The sequence below is a fragment of the Lentibacillus halophilus genome (assembly GCF_055395055.1).
Window position 1 is genome coordinate 2,457,915 of sequence record NZ_AP043750.1, and the last position, 20,562, is coordinate 2,478,476.

Annotated in this window: 19 protein-coding genes; 2 read left to right on the top strand and 17 right to left on the bottom strand. The window is 44.6% G+C overall.

All coding sequences use genetic code 11. The annotated features are described in order from the left end of the window. Positions 1-105: 105 nt before the first annotated feature. The 3 genes from recG to ACZ5Q7_RS12160 form a co-directional block, all read right to left on the bottom strand. Positions 106-2,139, bottom strand: a complete 2,034-nt coding sequence (recG, locus tag ACZ5Q7_RS12150; protein WP_343753449.1) for an ATP-dependent DNA helicase RecG — start codon at positions 2,137-2,139, stop codon at positions 106-108. Positions 2,140-2,181: 42 nt separating this feature from the next. Then, the gene (locus ACZ5Q7_RS12155; RefSeq protein WP_343753451.1) at positions 2,182-3,846 is read right to left on the bottom strand and encodes a DAK2 domain-containing protein; all 1,665 of its coding nucleotides are present in this window, start codon (positions 3,844-3,846) and stop codon (positions 2,182-2,184) included. A gap of 84 nt (positions 3,847-3,930) precedes the next feature. Continuing rightward, complete coding sequence (locus ACZ5Q7_RS12160) at positions 3,931-4,293, bottom strand: Asp23/Gls24 family envelope stress response protein (protein ID WP_343753453.1); 363 nt, start codon at positions 4,291-4,293, stop codon at positions 3,931-3,933. Between the two features lie 238 nt (positions 4,294-4,531). Between ACZ5Q7_RS12160 and rpmB the strand changes: the two genes are divergently transcribed. Beyond that, complete coding sequence (gene rpmB, locus ACZ5Q7_RS12165) at positions 4,532-4,720, top strand: 50S ribosomal protein L28 (RefSeq protein WP_343753455.1); 189 nt, start codon at positions 4,532-4,534, stop codon at positions 4,718-4,720. Between the two features lie 210 nt (positions 4,721-4,930). On the opposite strand, the gene spoVM is transcribed toward rpmB, so the two are convergent. The 12 genes from spoVM to remA all read right to left on the bottom strand — a co-directional run bounded on the left by spoVM (position 4,931) and on the right by remA (position 16,700). Further along, positions 4,931-5,014: a stage V sporulation protein SpoVM gene (spoVM, locus tag ACZ5Q7_RS12170; protein ID WP_425542386.1), complete on the bottom strand. Its 84-nt coding sequence runs from the start codon at positions 5,012-5,014 to the stop codon at positions 4,931-4,933. 216 nt (positions 5,015-5,230) lie between these two features. Next, positions 5,231-5,887, bottom strand: a complete 657-nt coding sequence (gene rpe / locus ACZ5Q7_RS12175) for a ribulose-phosphate 3-epimerase (protein ID WP_343753457.1) — start codon at positions 5,885-5,887, stop codon at positions 5,231-5,233. Position 5,888: 1 nt separating this feature from the next. Continuing rightward, the gene (rsgA, locus tag ACZ5Q7_RS12180) at positions 5,889-6,773 is read right to left on the bottom strand and encodes a ribosome small subunit-dependent GTPase A (protein ID WP_343753459.1); all 885 of its coding nucleotides are present in this window, start codon (positions 6,771-6,773) and stop codon (positions 5,889-5,891) included. After that, positions 6,774-8,783, bottom strand: a complete 2,010-nt coding sequence (gene pknB / locus ACZ5Q7_RS12185) for a Stk1 family PASTA domain-containing Ser/Thr kinase (protein ID WP_343753461.1) — start codon at positions 8,781-8,783, stop codon at positions 6,774-6,776. It abuts the gene before it with no gap. Then, positions 8,783-9,538, bottom strand: coding sequence for a Stp1/IreP family PP2C-type Ser/Thr phosphatase (locus ACZ5Q7_RS12190; protein ID WP_343753463.1), 756 nt, complete (start codon positions 9,536-9,538; stop codon positions 8,783-8,785). The genes pknB and ACZ5Q7_RS12190 overlap by 1 nt, the downstream gene beginning before the upstream one ends. A gap of 49 nt (positions 9,539-9,587) precedes the next feature. Beyond that, positions 9,588-10,934, bottom strand: coding sequence for a 16S rRNA (cytosine(967)-C(5))-methyltransferase RsmB (gene rsmB, locus ACZ5Q7_RS12195; protein ID WP_343753465.1), 1,347 nt, complete (start codon positions 10,932-10,934; stop codon positions 9,588-9,590). Further along, the gene (fmt, locus tag ACZ5Q7_RS12200) at positions 10,935-11,873 is read right to left on the bottom strand and encodes a methionyl-tRNA formyltransferase (RefSeq protein ID WP_343753467.1); all 939 of its coding nucleotides are present in this window, start codon (positions 11,871-11,873) and stop codon (positions 10,935-10,937) included. A 31-nt stretch (positions 11,874-11,904) separates the two neighbouring features. Then, positions 11,905-14,310 (bottom strand): primosomal protein N', encoded by a 2,406-nt coding sequence (priA, locus tag ACZ5Q7_RS12205; RefSeq protein WP_343753469.1) that lies wholly within the window; start codon positions 14,308-14,310, stop codon positions 11,905-11,907. Beyond that, positions 14,307-15,521, bottom strand: a complete 1,215-nt coding sequence (gene coaBC, locus ACZ5Q7_RS12210; protein ID WP_343753471.1) for a bifunctional phosphopantothenoylcysteine decarboxylase/phosphopantothenate--cysteine ligase CoaBC — start codon at positions 15,519-15,521, stop codon at positions 14,307-14,309. The genes priA and coaBC overlap by 4 nt, the downstream gene beginning before the upstream one ends. An 84-nt stretch (positions 15,522-15,605) precedes the next feature. Continuing rightward, positions 15,606-15,806, bottom strand: coding sequence for a DNA-directed RNA polymerase subunit omega (gene rpoZ, locus ACZ5Q7_RS12215; protein WP_343753473.1), 201 nt, complete (start codon positions 15,804-15,806; stop codon positions 15,606-15,608). Next, on the bottom strand, positions 15,796-16,422 hold the full coding sequence (gene gmk / locus ACZ5Q7_RS12220) for a guanylate kinase (RefSeq protein WP_343753755.1): 627 nt from the start codon (positions 16,420-16,422) through the stop codon (positions 15,796-15,798). The genes rpoZ and gmk overlap by 11 nt, the downstream gene beginning before the upstream one ends. An 11-nt stretch (positions 16,423-16,433) precedes the next feature. Then, the gene (gene remA / locus ACZ5Q7_RS12225; RefSeq protein ID WP_343753475.1) at positions 16,434-16,700 is read right to left on the bottom strand and encodes an extracellular matrix/biofilm regulator RemA; all 267 of its coding nucleotides are present in this window, start codon (positions 16,698-16,700) and stop codon (positions 16,434-16,436) included. 433 nt (positions 16,701-17,133) lie between these two features. On the opposite strand from remA, the gene ACZ5Q7_RS12230 reads away from it, so the two are divergent. Then, positions 17,134-17,403, top strand: a complete 270-nt coding sequence (locus ACZ5Q7_RS12230; protein ID WP_343753477.1) for a hypothetical protein — start codon at positions 17,134-17,136, stop codon at positions 17,401-17,403. A 360-nt stretch (positions 17,404-17,763) separates the two neighbouring features. Here the strand turns inward: ACZ5Q7_RS12230 and ACZ5Q7_RS12235 are convergent, their stop codons facing one another. Both ACZ5Q7_RS12235 and proB read right to left on the bottom strand, forming a co-directional pair. Then, entirely contained in the window at positions 17,764-19,011 is a 1,248-nt protein-coding gene (locus ACZ5Q7_RS12235) for a glutamate-5-semialdehyde dehydrogenase (protein ID WP_343753479.1), read from the bottom strand. Continuing rightward, positions 19,008-20,132 (bottom strand): glutamate 5-kinase, encoded by a 1,125-nt coding sequence (proB, locus tag ACZ5Q7_RS12240; protein ID WP_343753481.1) that lies wholly within the window; start codon positions 20,130-20,132, stop codon positions 19,008-19,010. The genes ACZ5Q7_RS12235 and proB overlap by 4 nt, the downstream gene beginning before the upstream one ends. Positions 20,133-20,562: the final 430 nt, after the last annotated feature.

Consider the following 20,562-nt stretch of genomic DNA (forward strand, 5'->3'; position numbering starts at 1 on the left):
GATAGCCAAGTTTCCCCGATTTCACCAGTACATCTTAGGATTTAATCCTATGACTTGGTACTAATAGTAATATATAATACGGAGGCACCGTATTGCAAGTCATCTTTAATCCAGTTTTTCATAAAAAATATCTTTGCTTTCCAAATAATGATTTAACGTTTGATAAGAAGGATCCTGATGCAATAAATCCTGTTCGATTATGCTCGCGGCATCATGTCTTGCTGTTTCGAGTGCTCGGTAATCATGAATCATATCAGCTACTTTGAATTCCGGCAAACCGCTTTGTTTTTTGCCAAAGAAATCCCCTGGTCCACGCAACTTCAAATCCTGCTCGGATAACTCGAAACCATTATTTGTTTCTGTCATAATGCGCATACGCTCTTTCCCTGTTTCACTTTTCGGATCAGCAATCAGGATGCAATAGCCCGGCCGCTCTCCACGACCAACCCGACCCCTGAGCTGATGCAGTTGGGAAAGGCCGAAACGCTCCGCATCGTAAATCACCATAATCGTCGCATTGGGAACATCCACACCAACTTCCACCACTGTCGTCGAAACAAGAACATGGATATCGCCATCAACAAATTGTTTCATAACATGTTCTTTTTCTTCTGGCGAAAGGCGTCCGTGCATAAGACCGACAGTCAATCTATTCTGATAAAATGCCTCCAAATGATCGTATAAGTCGACAGCATTCTGGATGTCCAGTTTATCTGATTCTTCAATAAGCGGACAGACGACATAAGTCTGTTCACCGTGCTGCACACGTTTGCCGATAAATCGCAATAGACGGTCCAATGTGTTTTCTTTTACCCAGTACGTTTCAATCGGTTTTCGGCCTGAGGGCATTTCATTAATGACTGAAACATCCATATCCCCAAACGCTGTGATGGCCAGTGTTCGTGGAATCGGTGTGGCCGTCATAAACAAGACATCCGGATTCATGCCTTTTTCACGTAATACACGGCGTTGTTCGACACCAAAACGGTGCTGCTCATCAACAATCGCGAAACCGAGATCATGAAAATGAACATCGTCCTGAATAAGCGCATGGGTTCCGACGACAATATCAATGTCTCCATCCGTCACTTTGTCAAGCAACACCTTTCTTTTTTTACCTTTGACTGATCCGGTTAATAAAACGATGGAGGCTTTGTTACCAAAGGTTTTTTGAAGGGATTGAACATGCTGCTCGGCCAATATCTCTGTGGGCACCATTAAAGCACCTTGTTTACCGGCTGTGATGGAAGCGTAAAGACAGGCGGATGCCACTGCTGTTTTACCGGAGCCGACATCTCCTTGCAGAAGTCTGTTCATGCGATAAGACGACCTCATATCCCTCAAAATCTGATCCATTGCCTGGTTCTGCGCATCCGTCAGTTGAAACGGAAACTGTTCAATGAATTTGTGGACACGTTCCGTATCATACAGCTGTTCATTTCCAACCGTTGATTCTCTCACCGATTTCCGCAGGAGCTGCATCTTCAGCTGAAATAACAAAAATTCTTCATAAATAAAACGCCGTCTCGCGTGTTTTAATTGGACCCGATTTTGAGGAAAATGCATGATTTCCGTCGCTTGTGCCCTTGTGGGAAGTTTATAGGACCTGAGATATGTATCAGGCAATATTTCAATAATGTCATCTTTATATGTCTGCAAAGCGTTACGGACTGTTTTTTTTATGGTATGACTGGTCACGTTGCCTTTAATGGAATAGATGGGTTGAATTGATGTCTGCTGATCGGCCGGACCTTTCTTATACTGATTGACGGTTATTTGAAGACGGTGTGCATCCCACTTGCCTGTCAATGTAACCATATCGCCGGCATTCAGCTGTTTTTTGGCAAATCCACGATTGAACATAACGGCTTTTACCGCTACGTCCTCCACATCAACGGGAAATGAAAGGCGTGATTTATTTTTTCCATAAAAAGTAAGGGAAGGGTCGTGAATGATCCTCCCCTCTATCGTTACTTTATCGTCATGGATGAGCTCATCCAATGGTTTGATTTCAAAAACGTCATACCGATAAGGAAAATAAAACAAAACATCGTCCACTGTATGTATAGCCATGGACGCCAAGTCTGCTGCCAGTTTTTCTCCAATCCCTTTCAAGGTTGTCACGGGTTGGTTCAGCATGTTGTCTCACACTTTCTAAACCAATGGTCGATTATCACTTAGCTACTCTACCGAAAATATAAACGAATAAATGGGTTGGTTGCCTTGATATACGTCTATTTCGATATGGCTATAAGTATCTTCTATAAATGTCTTGATGGATTCCACCTCTTCATCACTGGTATCTTCACCTTGTAAAATGGTCAGAATGTCATCGTCTTCTGTCACCATGTTACTCAGCAATGACTGAGCTGTTTCCAGTTTGTCCGCGAAAGATGCTTGAATCGTTCCATCAGCTATACCCATGAAGTGATCTTTCTCAATCGTCATACCGTCAATCTGTGTATCACGTACAGCATATGTAACTTGTCCAGTTTTCACATCTTTGCTTGCTGATTGCATGTTTGAACGGTTATCATCCATCGCAGCTTCCGGATGAAAGGCGAGCAGTGCACTGATGCCTTGTGGAATGCTTGTTGTTGGAACAACTGTCGCATGGTCATCTGCCAGTTCAGCAGCCTGTTCAGCAGCCATAATAATATTTTTATTGTTCGGTAAAATAAGCACGTTGTTTGCATGCGCTTGCTGTATGGCTTCCGTTATATCCTGTGTGCTCGGATTCATCGTTTGACCGCCTTCAATAACAACCGTTGCACCAAGGCTTTCGAACAGTTGTTTAATACCTGTCCCCATAGCAACAGTTACAATGCCATTGGGCGATTTGTCCTGCTGCACTGTTTGGTTTTCAGTTTCGTTGACAATAGCTGTATGTTGATCGCGCATGTTGTCGATTTTTATATTCATCAAACTGCCAAACCGTTGTCCCAGTGTCATCACGTCACCAGGATATTCCGCATGAATATGTACTTTAACCAAATTTTCATCCGATACTACCAGCAAGGAATCCCCGTGCTCACTCAACGTTTTGCGAAATGCTTCTTCATCAAACGAATGGCCATGCAGCTGGTCAGAATCCAATCGGATCATGAACTCGGTGCAATAACCATACTCAATCTCAGCCGAATGTTTAAAGTCTTGAGCCATCTTGTGGTGCTCGGCATTAACCATGGCGTCCATATCAATGGTATCCGTATCCTGCTCGGACACTTGCTTACCTGTCAGCGCTGACAGAAAACCTTCATATATCGTTACCAGTCCTTGGCCACCTGAGTCAACAACACCTGCTTCGTTCAATACGGGTAACAGCTCCGGCGTACGTTTTAATGAGGCTTTCGCTTCCCGTACAATTTTTTCCATCAACGCCATCATATCCGTTTCGGTTTCCGATTCAACTACAGCTGTTTCCGCTGCATCCTTGGCCACAGTCAAAATAGTGCCCTCGACAGGTTTCATGACGGCTTTATATGCTGTTGTCACACCACTGTCCAGAGCATTGGCCAAATCTTTGGCTGACAGTGTCTCAAGCTGGTCAACACTTTTAGCAAACCCGCGGAATAATTGCGACAGAATGACACCGGAATTGCCTCGTGCCCCCATCAAAAGCCCTTTTGAAAAAGCATTCGCAACATCTGTTACATGGTCATTGTTATGTTTTTTTACTTCATCCACCCCTGATGTGATGGATAAGTTCATGTTTGTACCGGTATCCCCATCCGGAACCGGAAAAACATTTAATGCATCTATTTTTTCGGCATTGTGTTTCAAATGATGCGCGCCTGAGATTATCATCTGTGTAAACATGGCACCATTTAACGTTTCGGATGTCACTGTTTTTCCTCCTTCATAAGTGGACTGAGGATAGGCGAATGCTGCATACTACCGGGCGCCATGCAGCCAGCCTGATCCTGTCATCTACTCGCGGGACACACGCACACCTTGGATATAAATATTAACGGAGTCGACCTCCAGTCCAAGTGATTGGCTTAAGGTATACTTAACCTGCGACTGGACATTGTGCGCAACTTCGGAGATTTTCGTCCCATAGCTGACGATGATGTACATATCGATATGAAGATGGTTGTTCATTTGTCGCACAATGACGCCTTTGGAAAAATTTTCTTTTTTAAGAATTTCAGCAATCCCATCTCGTATTTGACTTTTGGATGCCATGCCGACAATTCCATAGCATTCAACGGCGGCACCACCGGCAATAGTTGTTATTACTTCGTCTGTGATCGTCACTTGACCATCATTCGTATTCAGCTCTATGGACATTATGATCCTCCTTTATGATAACTACCAGTTTATTAACTTTCCATTATTGTGATCGCATTTTCGAGGCGAACTTATCGTACCATTAAAGGAATGATTTCCTTTTCACAATGAACGATTTTAGGCTGACTGTCAAGTTTTCTTTCTTTATAATTTTTTAGTACGAATTGCAATAAGTAAGGGACTTATGATAAATTAGATAAGTATTATAAGATATAAGTGTGGAACAGGAGGGAATGTCATGTCTAGAAAATGTGTTGTTACCGGACGCAAAACTCGCACCGGTAATAATCGTTCTCATGCTATGAACGCTACAAAACGTAACTATAAAGCCAATGTGCAAAAAGTTCGCATAATGGTGGACGGCAAACCACAACGCGTTAAGGTTTCTACCCGTGCTCTGAAATCAGGCAAAGTACAGCGCGTTTAATACAATGAGAGGTCAATCGTGATATTTCTTGATTGACCGACCGTGAAAAAGCATCCGTACAGTCGGGTGCTTTTTTTGGATTGGGCCCTTTGCCCCATTGTAAAATAAGACGCCAATCAACGGGGCTCCTTTAATTAGTCAGAACCAATCGGGACAACGTGCAAACAGAAAATAAGCTTCTGCCAGCATCGTGGCAAAAGCTATACAGCGTTACTTGCCCTTCTTGAAAGCTCCGGCAACAACACGTACCATGCCGCCGATGAATCGTGGGAGTTTAATCGTATAAAATTTCATGAGTTCTCCGCCTCCTCTGTACAGAAACAAGCTTATACCATCGTCTTTGGACTATCCGCCATTCTTCTTTATTATCAATCGTATGTCTTTATCAAGCGAAAAAGTACTATATTTTAAAATAAGCTTGTTGAAAATACAGGGATTGGTATTCAAAAGCGACAGTTGATACGCCATTCATGACCATGTCCGTTTTCCTGCATAGGGCATGCAAATAGTTTATACTTGAGCTGATCGGCGGATGGCTTCCATGGCTTTGCGGCGATCGTCATGTTTAAAAATCGCGCTGCCTGCAACCAGCACATCGGCACCGGCTTCTGTGCAAGACTTCGCTGTTTCTGTATTAATGCCGCCATCGACTTCAATTTCAAAGGACAGCCCGTAAGCGTTTCGCCACCGGGCAATTTGTTCCAATTTCTCAATGGTGCGAGGGATAAATGATTGCCCTCCGAATCCCGGATTAACGGTCATGATGAGAACAAGATCGACATCATGTAAAATATCCCTGATCATTTCGGCGGGCGTAGCCGGATTAATAACAACACCCGCTTTCACCTCATGATGCTTAATTAGCTGTATCGTCCGGTGCAAATGCGGCGTTGTTTCCTGATGCACCGTGATAATCGAAGCGCCTGCATCGACAAACGCTGGAATGTATTGATCAGGATTTTCAATCATTAAATGAACATCCAACGGCAATTGAGTATGCGGCTTGATGGATTCTGCAATCAAAGGGCCGATAGTGATATTGGGAACAAAGTGTCCGTCCATCACATCAACGTGAATATAATCCGCCCCCGCCTTTTCCACATCGTCGATTTCTCTGGCCAATTGAGAAAAATCGGCGGAGAGAATCGATGGTGCCAATTTTGTCATACTAATACCTCGGCTTTCTTGAGTTAATTTCATCCAAAAATCGGATATAATGCGCATACCTCTGTTCGGTTATCTCCCCATTTTCCACCGCCTGTTTCACCGCACACCCCGGTTCTTTGTAGTGATAACAGCTGCGGAATTTACATCCGATAAGATGTTCTCTTATTTCCGGAAAGCAGTCGCCTAAATCTCCGGCATCAATCCCGCTCAAATCGAGTGCGCTAAAGCCTGGCGTGTCGGCAACAAGGCCTCCGCCAGCTTCAACGAGTGCCACATGCCTTGTCGTATGTTTTCCCCGTCCAAGACTGGTTGATATCGCGTTCGTCTGAAGGTCCAAGGATGGATTCAGGACATTGAGCAGTGACGACTTGCCAACACCGGACTGTCCGGAAATAACCGATACCCGATCCTTGAAATATTTTTCAAGACGTTGAATGCTGTCTTTGCCATGGGCAGCGGAGACACGTTCCACAGGGTACCCGATGGCCTCGTACATGTACTGGCGGTTCAGCCATTTCTCATGGTCTTGTTCAGACAACAAATCTTGTTTCGTCATAAAAATAACCGGATGAATATCTTTTGATTCAATCAATACTAAAAACCGGTCCAAAAGCAGTGGATTGAAATCAGGCTGAACAGCAGACGTCACAATGATTGCTTGATCAATATTTGCTACCGATGGACGGGTCAGTGCATTTTTTCTTGGTTTGACTGAGAGAATAAAGCCTTCCCCTTGCGTACTTTTGTCGAATTCCACAAAATCACCGACCAAGGGAGTGATATTCTTTTTGCGAAAGAGACCTCTGCCTCTGCATCGGTATATTTCGTCTTCATGCTTCACATCGTAAAAACCGCTTACTGCTTTTATAATTCTTCCTTCCGTCATTTATTCACCTTCTGCATCTTCGTATCGGATGGATTTATTCATAATCACTTTGTCATCACGAATGACTTTGTATTCAGCAATACTGTCCGGCATAATTGTCAATGTAATCGTGAATGTCTTGTCTTTGGTGATGGTGTGCGTATCATAAACCTCGGAAATCGATCGGTTTTTGTCATCAATATAAATTTTCACTTTTTGCTCGGGTTGCTTGTCGTTGCCATTATTTTTGTCACCTGGATTATAGGGGACCTCAAATTGTTCTTGATGGTTGATCGGCGGTTTTTTCTCAGGTCCTTTTGAAATATAAACGGTTACCGTATCACCCTGACTCATTTCTGTCCCTGTTTCCGGCTCCTGTCGAATCACTTCGCCCTCTGGTGTCGTTTCAGAATGTTCTTCTTTAATACTGGAGGACAGTCCTTGCTTTTTCATAGTTTGAATGGCCTTTTCCTCCGTCATTCCTTTAAAGTTGCGTAAATCAATTGAATCCGGGCCGATGCTGACTTTAAATGTAACATCTGTTTCACTTGGTATAACATCCTTTCCCGGTGTTGGACGAATATGAGAAATGATGTTGCCTTCGTCAATGTCATTGGAATGAGATTCTTTCGAAGTAACGTTATACCCCTGGGTTTCAAGAAGCTGCTTGGTCTGATTATAATCGTCCCCAGTATAATCCTTAAAAGCAACTTTCTCTTTTCCTTGGCTGACAATAAGCGTCACCGTATCGTCTTCTTTTACTTTACTTTCGGATGCGGGGTCGGTACGGATGACAAGCCCTTCCTCCATATCGGAAGAGTACATCATGTCACGTTCGGTGTTCAAGTTGGCCTCCCGTAAATCCGTCACAGCATCCTCATAAGGCATGGCTGTGACATCAGGGATAACAACATCTTTTGGACCAAACAAGCCCGGAAAGACAAAGAAAATGGCTGCACCTACACCTAAAAGAACTAATAATAAACCAAGCGGGATCAGCCATGTCTTCTTCTGTCTTGGTTTCTCTGTTTTGGCCGATGGTTCATCGACGGCGGGATTATTGTCGTGTTCCTTAGTATCTTCTTTGTAGGTATGGGTAATAGTTTCATCATGAATGTTTTGTTGGACATGATTATCCGTAATAATCGGAATAGCTTTTGTTTCTTCCCCGGCTTCTTCAGGGGGAACATATTTTTCTTCGTCGCGTTTTTCCGGATCAAGTGCTGTAACTAGTCCTTCTTCCATGTCATACACGGAATCATAGCGGTGAAAAGGGTCTTTCGTCGTTGCTTTCAGGACAATGTTCTCCACGCTTTGTGAAACACCGGGGTTGAAGCGTTTGATAGATGGTGTATCGTGCTGCAAATGTTTCAAGGCGATGGATACTGCTGTCTGGCCGGAAAATGGCAATCGACCTGTCAATAGCTCAAAAAGAACAATTCCCAATGAATAGATATCGGACTTTTTGGTAGCCATACCACCGCGTGCCTGTTCCGGTGATAAATAGTGCACCGACCCGAGAATGGAGTTTGTTTGAGTCAGTGACGTGGCACTCAAAGCAACAGCAATTCCAAAGTCTGTCACTTTCACTTGTCCGTCATTGTTTATCATTATATTTTGCGGTTTAATATCACGATGAATAATTTCGTTGGCATGAGCGTGGGCAATGGCATCGGCGACTTGTTGCATGATATCAAGCGCCTCTTGAACATCGAGTGGTGCGTAATGCTGAATATATTCTTTCAGTGTCATTCCGTCCACATACTCCATCACCATGAACAAAATCTGATCATCTTCACCGACATCATATATACTGACAATATTTGGGTGGGATAAACTTGTTGCCGATTGTGCCTCGCGGTCGAACCGGGAAATAAACTCCTCGTCATCAGCATAATCAAGACGCAGCATTTTAATCGCCACGTCGCGGTCCAGAATGATGTCCCTGGCGAGATAGACATTGGCCATGCCACCACCGCCGATTGTCCCCTTTATTTTGTACCGCTCATTCAGCAGATAACCTTGAAACATTACGAACCACCTGCTTTTCCGGAGACATCATGCTGTACGATAATAAGTGATATATTGTCCTCTCCACCGCGTTCATTTGCCAGGTTGATTAGTTCTTCCGCCGTTACATCAATCGATTGATCGTTTTGTAAATAGGAATGAATTTCGTTATCGTGTAATTTATTGGTCAACCCGTCGGAACAGAGTAAGAGTTTATCCCCTGTACGCCATACGATGGTTTGCGTTTCAGCTGTGGCATATTCTTCTGTACCCAATGCTTTTAAAAGAACGTTTTTACGGGGATGATATTCGGCATCGTCTTTGCTGATTTGCCCGGATCGAACCAGTTCATTAACTAACGAATGATCCTCCGTTACCTGTGACAAACCATGTTCATTCCATACATACAAACGGCTGTCACCGATATGTGAAATGACGGCATAAATGTCCGAACAAACGGCCATAACAGCCGTTGTTCCCATACCGGCACAATCTTCATTTTCCCGGGCATGCTCCAATAAAGCTTCATTTACATCGGACGCCGTTTCATACAGCCAGTTCTCAATGGCTTCAGAAGACGAAAAATCACCTGTTTGTTCCCATTGTTTCCGGACAAAGGCTGTTGCCATCTGACTAGCTACATCTCCGGCTTGATGACCACCCATACCGTCAGCTATAATAGCCAGCAATTCGCCTTTTTGATTATAAAACAAGCCGCCGCAATCCTCATTATGGTTCCGGACTTGTCCCTGGTCTGTCTTAAATACACCTTTCATTCTTTCACCCCTCGCACACACGTTGCTTTCTCCAAAGCAAGCAGAGCTGTTACACTCGCAAGATTCTTGTAAGAAAAAATCCATCCGTCGAAAATGTTTGCGGAAACAGTTGCAACCCTGTTGCTGATTGACCTGGTGATTCCCGCACCGGTGACGGCAAATCTTCTACGAAAGTTTCATCCACCTTATATTCCGAATGCCGCTGTAAAAACGTGTTGACGACATGCTCATTTTCTGTACGATCCACGGTACATGTACTATATATTAACAACCCGCCTTTTTTAAGCAACGGTGCTGTTTGTTCCAATATGTCGATCTGTATGCGGGCTAACTGGCCGATATCCTCTTCCTGCTTGTTATATTTAATATCAGGCTTCCCTCGAATAACGCCAAAGCCTGTACATGGAGCATCGACTAGAATACGATCAAAGCTCTCCGGTTTATGATTTGACTGCAGCTTACGGGCATCACCCTGTCCAGCAGTAATAATGGTCAAGTTCAACTGATCAGCTTTTTGTTTGATTTGTTTGGCTTTTTTGGCATGCAAATCGTAAGCAGCAATAGTCCCTTCGTTTTGCATTTTTTCTGCTGTATGGGTCGCTTTTCCACCTGGTGCACTGCAAGCATCAAGCACTGCCATACCGGGTTTTGCCTTCAACATTTCGGTCACAAGCATGGAACTCTGATCCTGAATCGTTAGACAGCCTTCGTCAAATAACCTCGTTGTAAAAACATTTCCTTCATCAATAATCATTCCTTGTTCTGAGAAGTTGGATGCACGGACGACAAATCCTTGTTCATTCAATTCGTTCATGGCTTGTTCCCGAGAAATTTTCAGTGGTTGGACACGGACCGACATCGGTTTCGGCTGGTTATTGGCATAGCACATATCTATGGTCATTTGCCAGCCGTATATATTCATCCATCGTTTGACGAGCCATTCAGGATGGCTCGTCTCGATGGACAGTCGCTGGATATCATCATCGATATCAGATGGGTCCGGAACACCCTTACGCTGTATGTTTCGGAGAACACCATTGATAAAGGATTGAATCCCTTTATGTCCGCGATGCTTAGCGATTTCAACTGCGTCATGAATGACAGCATGATCCGGAACCCGGTCCAACCATTGCATCTGATAAACCGACATCCGCAGCAGACTGCGCACCCAAGGCTGTATTTTTTTCGTTGTCTGTAAAAAAGGATTGAGATAATAATCCAGTGTCATCCGCATCTGAACAACGCCATAAACAATCTCTGTCAACAGCGCCCCGTCTTTGGTAGAAAGTTGGCGGGATTTAATCTCATGGTCAATCAGAAGATGGCTATACCCACTATCCTGTTCGATGCGTACGAGCAAGTCAACAATGGCCGCCCTCATTTCGAATGATCGCATCTAATCACCCATCACTGTTCCTATTTTCAGTCTGTCCCGAGATCCTTGCACATATTGTCCGACAGTCATACTCTTTTTCCCCGCAGGCTGTATGTTTGTAACACGGATTCCTTTGTGATCACCGCAGACGACAACGGCACCTTCCTGATCCACATGAACCATTTCACCAGGGGAGCCTGCATATGTAGTCGTATCTTTTTCTCCCCACCAAATTTTCATAACATTTCCTTCATATGTTGTAAATGCGCCCGGCCATGGGTGAAGTCCTCTAATGTGATTATAAACCATATCCCGGGGCTGCTGCCAATCTATTTTTTCCTGCTCCCGTTTCAAGTTAGGGGCAAATGTAGCCAGATGGTCATTCTGCTTTTCCGGTGTTATATTGCCGTCTACAATCGAAGGCAATGTATCAACCAGCAGATCTGCCCCAGCTTCGGCCAGTTTATCATGTAAATGTCCAACATGCTCATCTTCTGTAATGGGGACTTCCCGCTGGGCAATAACATCGCCTGCATCCAATTTTTCCGCCATATACATAATCGAAATGCCTGTTTTTGTTTTGCCCTGTAGAATGGCATAATGAATGGGTGCACCGCCACGCAACTCCGGAAGCAGGGATGCATGCACGTTAATGCAGCCCAACGGCGGTGTTGTCAAAAGTTCACTAGGCAAAATCTGACCATACGCTGCGGTTATAATCAGATCCGGTTCATAAGCGAGTATTCGGACGGCATCATTTTTTACATGTTCCGGTTGCATCACCGGCACCCCATGTTTTTCCGCCTCCGTTTTCACAGGTGGGGGTGTCATGACCTTTTTTCGGCCTTTGGGTCTATCCGGTTGTGTTACGACAAGCGCTATTTCCTGTCCGGATTCAATTAGTGACTGCAGGATAGGAACGGCAAATTCTGGTGTCCCCATAAATACCATTCGTTTCATTCAGCTGGCTCCTTTCTCCTGGCTTGCTGCGTTAAATAAGCTGGTATGGCTGCATATCAACGGTGATTTGCAGGTTACTTTTTCGCATCTGATCATCAAACTGGGCAATTAACCGGTGGATCGATGACCGCAGATTTGGCTCGTTTTTATATTTTATCATGCATTGGTAGCGGTATCTATCTTTCATTCTTGGTATGGGCGATGGCGTCGGTCCTAAAACAACCGTTTCGGTCTGCACAGATTGCCACAAACCTTTTGCTATCTGTTGCGCGGCTCGTGCAGCAGCAGCATGATTCTCATCAGATACGGTTATTAAAGCAAGAAAAACAAACGGCGGATACTGGAATGTTTTCCGCACACGCATTTCATTCTGATAAAACCGCACATAATCATATTGGCTGGCCAGTTCAATGCTATAGTGTTCCGGCGTATACGTCTGGACAATCACCTCGCCCGGCAGTTCATGTCTCCCGGCACGGCCACTCACTTGCGTTAAAAGCTGAAATGTTTTTTCTGCTGAACGAAAATCAGGAAGATGCAACATAGAATCCGCAGTGAGAACACCGACAAGCGTCACATTTTCAAAGTCAAGACCTTTTGCGATCATTTGGGTTCCAAGCAAAATATCCGCTTCTTTATTGGCAAATTGGTTCAATAGTCGTTCATGCGCTCCCTTGCGCCTCGTTGTATCCACGTCCATTCGTAATATACGCGCTTGGGGAATTAATTGAACCAAAGCTTCTTCCATTCGTTGGGTACCTGTTCCAAAAAAGCGAATCAACTCACTGTTGCAGGACGGGCAATACGTCGGCATCGGCTCTTCATACGAGCAGTAGTGACATTTTAGTTGATTGCTATTTTTATGAAATGTTAATGCGATATCACAGTGCGGACATTCTTTTACATGCCCGCATTCCCGGCACATGACAAACGTTGAATATCCGCGCCGGTTCAGAAGCAGGACTGCTTGTTCGCCGCGGCTGATGCATTGTTCGACTTTGTTTTTTAAACTGCGGGAAAACATCGACCGGTTACCGGCATGCAACTCATGGCGCATATCAACGAGTTCCATCTGCGGCATCGCTTTATTGTTGGTGCGTTTGGATAAGGTGGCCAGTTGATAGACCCCTTTTTGAGCCCTGGCATAGGATTCCAAAGCCGGTGTTGCACTTCCGAGAATAACCGGACATTGATGATGACGTCCCCGCCGTATAGCGACGTCTCTGGCATGATAGCGCGGCTGGTCTTCCTGCTTGTAGCTGTTTTCATGCTCTTCATCAATAATAAGTACCCCCAAGTTTTCAAAAGGAGCGAAAACCGCTGAACGGGCCCCAACCACCACTTGAACGTCTTTTTGTTGAATCCGGCGCCATTCATCGTATTTTTCGCCGTTTGACAAAGCACTATGCATCACGGCCACACTAGAGCCGAATCGGCCTTTGAATCGTTTGACCATCTGAGGCGTCAGTGATATTTCCGGAACCAGCACAATCGCTTCTTCCCCTTTAGCGATAACATCCTGAATGGCTTGCAGGTAGATTTCAGTTTTTCCGCTTCCGGTCACACCATGGATAAGAAAAACGTCATGCCGTTCTTCTTTTATATCCTGCTTTATCGGATCCATAGTCTTTTCTTGCTCGTCGGTCAGCTTCAGTGCTTCCGTTCGTTCAAATACCTGATTATCATAAGGGTTGCGGTATATCTCCTGCTGCGATGTTTCCAGAAGTTGTTTTTCCAGCAGAGTGTTGACTGTGGACCGTGTTGTGCCGAGCTTTTTAAGGAGTGAATTCAGCTTGATTTCTTCCGGCTGCTGTATAAAATAAGCCAGTAGTTCTTTTTGCTTTTTAGCTCGATTGGAAAGGTCATTGTATGCTTCTTCAAGTAAGTGAACATCACGGGATGGTTTGATATATGTGATACGTTTTTTGGTCACCCGTGATTTGACAAGGTAATGCACTGTGATATCCCCTTGCCGAATCGCCTTTTGTACGTGATGGTAACCAATACCGGCATCGTTGAGTTCATCATATGGAACGACTAGCCGTCCGGCAAACAAGGACTCCAGCTGATTCGGCAGTGATGCGTCCGTCAGCCGTTCCAGTTCTTTTTTATAATTGGCTTTCAGCACCTGTGGAAGCATTGCCTGATAAGCTGTAATATATAGACTGAGTGTATCTTCTGCCAGCCACATTCCCAATTCGAGCAATTCATCCGTCAAAACCGGTGTTAAATCAAGAACCTCGGCAATCGTTTTCAGTTTATTATGGGACGATTCATGCGCTAATCCTGTTACAAAACCCATCACGTTTCGTGAACCGAATGGCACAATCACCCGCATGCCCGGCTGTATAACACCCTGGAAATGCTCTGGAATGTGATAATCGAACGATTGGTTAATCGAACTGGCAGGAACATCAACAATAACGTTAGCTATCATTCCCTTTGCCTGTCTTCCTTATCACGTATAATCAATTCAAGAATGCGAACAGCAATATCCCGTTTGGACGCCAGCGACATATTTTCGACATCCTGTTGACGATTCACATAGCTTACCATATTTGTATTCCCTTCAAAACCCGCTCCTTCCGCACCTACATCATTGATGACAATCGCATCCAGTCCTTTTTTCTGCAGTTTACGAATCCCATAGTCAATCGGTTTTTCCGTCTCAGCGGCAAAACCAACTAAAAATTGATCGTCTGTCTTTTGTTCAGCAAGCGTCTGCAAAATATCATTGGTTCGCTCCATTTGGACATGCCAATGGCCATCATGCTTTTTCATTTTTTCGTCATAACGATGTTCAGGGCGGTAGTCGGCGACTGCTGCAGCTTTTATGGTAATATCATTCGATGGAAAATGGGCAATCATCGCCTCTTCCATCTCACGGGCGGTAACCACATCTACTCTATTTATCCTGGAGTCTGATAATGAAAGGTTTACCGGACCTGTTACCAGTGTCACCTCCGCACCCATGTAGCTTGCCGCCTCAGCGAGTGCAAACCCCATTTTTCCGGTTGACCGGTTGGTAAAAAAGCGCACTGGGTCAACGCTTTCCCTCGTAGGACCGGCAGAAATCAATATGTTTTTTCCTTTTAGCATCATTTTTTGCTTCTGATGGTCTTCTATCGCTGCCATAATGCTTTCGGGGTCTTCCAAACGCCCTTTGCCAACGTATCCACAAGCGAGATAGCCATCGCCGGGTTCTATGAAATGATACCCCCATGAATCAAGCTGTTTCATATTTTTCATAACAGCCGGGTGTGCATACATATGGACATTCATCGCTGGTGCTATGTAAACCTGTGACCGGGTGGCAAGCAAAATGGTGGAAAGCATATCATCACCGATGCCATTAGCGAGTTTGCCGATAATATTCGCAGTGGCTGGTGCGATAAGGGTAATATCAGCCCAATCGGCCAGATCGATATGAGCAATTTTGGTTGGATCTTTTTCATCAAATGTGTCGGTATAAACAGGATTTCTCGACAGTGCCTGAAAAGTTAGCGGAGATACAAATTCCTGAGCATGATCCGTCATGATCACTGTCACATCGGCACCACGTTGACTCAGCCTGCTCGTCAATGCACAGGCTTTATACGCCGCAATACCCCCAGACACGCCTAACAGAATACGTTTGTTCGCGATCATCATCATCCCCCTCTCGTATGGCAACTGACAGGATGCCCAAATGTAAAACCCCCGCAAACAAGAAAGAAGCGAGGGATGATATCGTTACTTGCTATCGTCTTTTACAAATAGTTTTCCTGCGTGTATTTCATCCAATGCTTGCCCTACATACTTATTGGATTTCGAATCAACAAGGACGTTATTCGTATGCTGAAGTTCATGTGCCCGTTTGGCAGCAATGGTAACCAGTGTGTATTTTGATTTGATGGTTTTCTGTAAGTCATCAATGGACGGTTCAAGCATCATAATTAACTTCCTCCAATAAACGTTTATATTGTTTCGCAATGCGATCGCGCCTGCAGTGCTCACTTTGAATAATGGACTGAATTTTCATAACCGCCTTCTGCACGTCATCATTTACAACAACGTAATCATAGGCGTCCATCATATCAATTTCACTGCGAGCTTCCTGCAACCGTTTCAAAACGGCATCCTGGGATTCTGTCCCCCTGCTGGTGATACGGCTTTTCAATTCGTCAAGACTTGGTGGGAATAAAAAAATGAAGACACCTTCCGGAAAATTGTCTTTTACTTGCATAGCTCCTTGCACTTCAATCTCTAAAAAAACGTCTTGTCCTGCTGCAAGGGTATTCTCGACGTATCTCCTTGGTGTTCCGTAATAATTATTGACAAACCGTGCGTACTCTAAAAGTTCGTTATCGGCAATAAGCTGTTCAAACTGCTGATTGGTTTTGTAAAAATAATCAACACCATCCTGTTCCCCTGCACGACGTTCCCTTGTTGTCATAGAGATGGAGTAAGCAAGGTCATCCTCCTGCTCAAAAAGCTCTTTTCTTACGGTTCCTTTCCCGACACCGGAAGGCCCCGACAATACGAACAAAATCCCATTTTCATCCATCAGCTGCGTTCCTCCTAGTTGCTGTCATCGATCATTTCCTCGTGACTGATCACGCGCTGGCCCACCGTTTCCGGTTGTACGGCCGACAAAACAACATGATCACTGTCCATAATAATAACCCCACGTGTGCGCCGGCCATAAGTGGCATCCACCAATTTATCATTGTCACGGGCAACGGTGATGATTCGCTTGATTGGTGCGGATTCCGGCGAAATAATCGAAACGACCCGATTGGCCGAAACAACATTTCCAAATCCGATATTAATCAACCGTAAACTCAAATCGACTCCCCCTCATTATTCTCTCTCGTTACTGTCATCATTGCAAGTCTTATTAAATTATTTTTATCTGTTTATTTTTTATCCGGGCTAAGCGCCTAATAAATCTATTATAAATAAACTAAAGACCCAAATACAAGCATTTACTCTCCAATGGACGCGGTTATCGTTCGGCCACACTAATAAAAAGCATGATTCATTATAATATGTGTTCAAAAAGTTGACAAATTAGAATGTTGGGCTGAGGTCGTCACGTCCTGTACACCGTAGAGTAGGGTAACCTTTCTCAAGGACACCCTTCATCAAACCGTACGTGCCCTATTAAAGCATACGGCCTACCATCGTATTACATTGTTAAAATAATCAAAGGCAGCTTATTGAAAATATGCCGTCTACAGAACTTTCATCAACTTCCGACTAGTGAACAATCGAAGCTATGGGACGAGGGAAAAACGTCATTGTTGGCGATCCTAAACAACCGCCAACGGATTTCTTTGGCACCAAACAGGAAGAGGATAATTTTGACCTGCAGGATCTGAAAAGTGTTCTGGACGATAGTCTGACGATACAACTGCCACTCTCCGGCCCGATATCGGTCGTGAGAGCCCTTTTCTCGGACTTTTTGATGGCTTTCCGGCTCGCTTCGGCCGTGAGAGCCTTTCTCTCGGACTTTTTTGACAGCTTTCTGGATTGCTTTTGGCGCTGAGAGCCCTTCTCTCGGACTTTTTGACAGCTTTCCGGTTCGCTTTTGGCCCTGAGAGCCCTTTTCTCGGACTTTTTGACAGCTTTTCGGCTCGCTTTGGCCCTGAGAGCCCTTCCCTCGGACTTTTTGACAGCTTTTCGGCTCGCTTTGGCCCTGAGAGCCCTTCTCTCGGACTTTTTGATGGCTTTCCGACTCGCTTTTGGTCGTGAGAACCCTTCTCTCGGACTTTTTGTCAGCTTTCTGGATCGCTTTTGACTGTGAGAATGTCCCAGCCTCTTTTTCCTCACCTCACATGCTGACCGTTAGAAGCTAAACGAGCACAAGTCGTATTCCGCCTTAACTGATGCAAGATTTTCTAATAAATTATTCTTTGATTTGTCCCTCACTACGGATTGTATATTTCGTTGAGGTTAATGCGGGCAGCCCCATCGGTCCACGGGCATGCAATTTTTGTGTGCTAATACCGATTTCAGCACCAAATCCGAATTCAAAGCCGTCTGTAAAACGCGTTGATGTGTTGTGATAAAGGGCTGCGGCATCCACATTATTGAAAAATTCCAGCACATGATCGTCCGTTTCTGTCACAATCGCCTCTGAATGGCTGGTACCATAACGAGCGATGTGTGCGATAGCATCCTGAACGTTTGTAACAATTTTGACGGCCAAGATTTTATCCAGGTATTCGGTTTCCCAGTCTTGTTCTGATGCCGGCACAAGATTTCCGGTCATCTCCTGTGCTCTGTCATCGGCTCGCAATTCAACATGATGATCCTGGAGGGAATTAACAAGCTCATGTAAATGCTTTTTCGCCCACCCTTCATGGACAATCACCGTTTCTGCTGCGTTACATACGGAAGGGCGTTGTGTTTTGGCGTTGACGGTTATATCGATCGCCATTTGTGGATTGGCTGATTCATCGATAAAGATGTGACAATTTCCCGAACCCGTTTCCAACACCGGAACTGATGACTGTTCAACGACGGTTTGAATGAGGCTTTGCCCACCACGTGGAATCAAAACGTCAAGATAATCATTCAGCTTAAACATCTCAGCAGCTGTTTCCCTGCTATTATCTTCAAGCAGCTGCACGGCATCCTCAGGAATATCCGATTTCTCAAGTGCACGGTGAATAACGTCTACAAGCGCCTTATTGGAATAAAGGGCTGAGGAACTGCCTCGTAGGAAGACCGCATTTCCTGTTTTCAAACAAAGACTTGCCGCGTCCACCGTCACGTTCGGTCTTGCTTCATATATGATTCCAACGACACCCAGGGGAACCCTGATCTTTTCGATATTAATGCCATTAGGGCGGTCCCACGATTCTAATACGTCACCGACGGGATCGCTCAGGTCAGCCTGTTGTTTGAGCGCATCCGCCATATCATTAATCCGTTGGTCATTTAACACAAGTCGGTCGATCAAGGCTTCATGAAAACCGTTTTGTTTAGAGCCTGTGATGTCCTTTTCATTTTCGTTGATAATAAAATTCTTTTCACTTATGAGTTGTTCGGCCATCAAATGCAATGCTGCGTTCTTTTGATCGGTGGTTTTAATACCAAGTTCCTGAGCAGACGCCTTTGCTTGTTTGGCTTTTGCTATTAATTCGCTCATAACATCTCCTCCTTTAAAGATAGTACTAATCGATCGCGATGAATCGCTTCCGGACGGTCTCGTTCCGTTTTTACCATGGCTTCCACGCTCGAGAGCCCTTTGATCGTATTTATATCTGAGGATGAATAATTCATTTGGCCTCTTCCTATGACCGTTTTGTTGGCGTTTATGATTTCGACCACATCCCCTATATCGAACTCGCCTTCAAATGCTTTGATTCCCGCCGGTAACAAACTTTTTCCGTTCGAGATAATCGCCCATTCTGCCCCTTCATCAATTTCAATTTTTCCGGAAACAGGTGAGTGAAAAGCAATCCATTGCTGCGGTTTTTTTAAATTGTGAGTCTTGCTGTCACCGATATAGGTGCCATCGCCTTCCCCATTCAAAATATGCATCAGTTTTTCCTGTCCGGTACCAGTTCCGACAAATGAAGGAACACCAAGTGACAGGGCCGTTTGTGCAGCTGACAATTTCGATGTCATACCGCCTGTTCCAACCTTGGAACCTGAATTATTTTTGGTTTGATTAAAAAGGTCCTCTGTAACAGCAGGCAAAAAATCGTACCGTTTGGCTGTATGGTTTGTCCGCGGATTGCTCTCATACAGTCCATTAATATCCGTCAACATGATCAAAAAATCCGCATGGACAAGACCACTGACCAACGCGGATAGCATATCATTGTCCCCGAACGTCAATTCATCAACTGCAACCGAGTCATTTTCATTTATAATTGGCAAAACCGACCGCTTTAAAAGCTCTGTCAGCGTACTGTAAACGTTACCGTATTGTGTTTGATTAACAAAGGCAATTCGTGTTAACAACAATTGCGAGGCAATGATTCCATGATCTTTTAAAGCGTCAGTGTAAGCCTGCACCAATAATCCTTGGCCCACCGCCGCAGTCGCTTGTTTGCCTGCCAATGTAACAGGACGGGACGGATAACCAAGTTCGCTAAAGCCGGCTGCAACAGCTCCCGAAGAAATCAGAATCACTTCATAACCTTGTTTTTTTAGATGGGCCAATGCCTCTGCGTGTTCATTCAGTTTGCTTTCGTTGAGCCCTCCGTTTTTATTCGTCAACAAACTGCTGCCGATCTTAACTACAATTCGTTTTTTTGCCATAGAATCATACCTCTCCTCCACAAACTTAGAAACACCAGACATTTCCCTTGTCCTTTAGCCGATTCAGACGTTTTACTTAAAAAACCGTCTATCATCGGTACTTTCTAACGTTATAAAAAAGACTCTTTTCCATCCTTCGCACAGTGTTGCAAAGGACGGAAAAGAGTCTACGTTCCGCGGTACCACCTTTTTTGGCACCAAAATATAATGATGCCCTCTCATCCCTGTAACGCAGGAGAACGGTTAGGTTGTTTTCCCAACAGCTCAAAGGGTAGGTTCAATAGCCTGATAAACGCTGGAGTCTTTCAGCCGGTGGACGCCATTCTCTTTCGTTCCGTGTACTATTTATTGACCCTTATCAACGCCGAATCGAACATTAATTTAAGATTATTATGCTTCATTTAACCGAATATGTCAAGAATATATTCTT

What these genes read in the sequence shown, in the direction of transcription:
- rpmB (WP_343753455.1), top strand. Translation starts at nt 4,532, where the DNA reads ATGTCTAGAAAATGTGTTGTTACCGGACGCAAAACTCGCACCGGTAAT.
- rsgA (WP_343753459.1), bottom strand. Translation starts at nt 6,773, where the DNA reads ATGACGGAAGGAAGAATTATAAAAGCAGTAAGCGGTTTTTACGATGTG.
- ACZ5Q7_RS12160 (WP_343753453.1), bottom strand. Translation starts at nt 4,293, where the DNA reads ATGTCCATAGAGCTGAATACGAATGATGGTCAAGTGACGATCACAGAC.
- rpoZ (WP_343753473.1), bottom strand. Translation starts at nt 15,806, where the DNA reads ATGATGCTTGAACCGTCCATTGATGACTTACAGAAAACCATCAAATCA.
- pknB (WP_343753461.1), bottom strand. Translation starts at nt 8,783, where the DNA reads ATGTTTCAAGGTTATCTGCTGAATGAGCGGTACAAAATAAAGGGGACA.
- ACZ5Q7_RS12235 (WP_343753479.1), bottom strand. Translation starts at nt 19,011, where the DNA reads ATGAGCGAATTAATAGCAAAAGCCAAACAAGCAAAGGCGTCTGCTCAG.
- rpe (WP_343753457.1), bottom strand. Translation starts at nt 5,887, where the DNA reads ATGACAAAATTGGCACCATCGATTCTCTCCGCCGATTTTTCTCAATTG.
- rsmB (WP_343753465.1), bottom strand. Translation starts at nt 10,934, where the DNA reads ATGCGATCATTCGAAATGAGGGCGGCCATTGTTGACTTGCTCGTACGC.
- spoVM (WP_425542386.1), bottom strand. Translation starts at nt 5,014, where the DNA reads ATGAAATTTTATACGATTAAACTCCCACGATTCATCGGCGGCATGGTA.
- fmt (WP_343753467.1), bottom strand. Translation starts at nt 11,873, where the DNA reads ATGAAACGAATGGTATTTATGGGGACACCAGAATTTGCCGTTCCTATC.
- recG (WP_343753449.1), bottom strand. Translation starts at nt 2,139, where the DNA reads ATGCTGAACCAACCCGTGACAACCTTGAAAGGGATTGGAGAAAAACTG.
- coaBC (WP_343753471.1), bottom strand. Translation starts at nt 15,521, where the DNA reads ATGATCGCGAACAAACGTATTCTGTTAGGCGTGTCTGGGGGTATTGCG.
- ACZ5Q7_RS12230 (WP_343753477.1), top strand. Translation starts at nt 17,134, where the DNA reads ATGGGACGAGGGAAAAACGTCATTGTTGGCGATCCTAAACAACCGCCA.
- priA (WP_343753469.1), bottom strand. Translation starts at nt 14,310, where the DNA reads ATGATAGCTAACGTTATTGTTGATGTTCCTGCCAGTTCGATTAACCAA.
- ACZ5Q7_RS12190 (WP_343753463.1), bottom strand. Translation starts at nt 9,538, where the DNA reads ATGAAAGGTGTATTTAAGACAGACCAGGGACAAGTCCGGAACCATAAT.
- proB (WP_343753481.1), bottom strand. Translation starts at nt 20,132, where the DNA reads ATGGCAAAAAAACGAATTGTAGTTAAGATCGGCAGCAGTTTGTTGACG.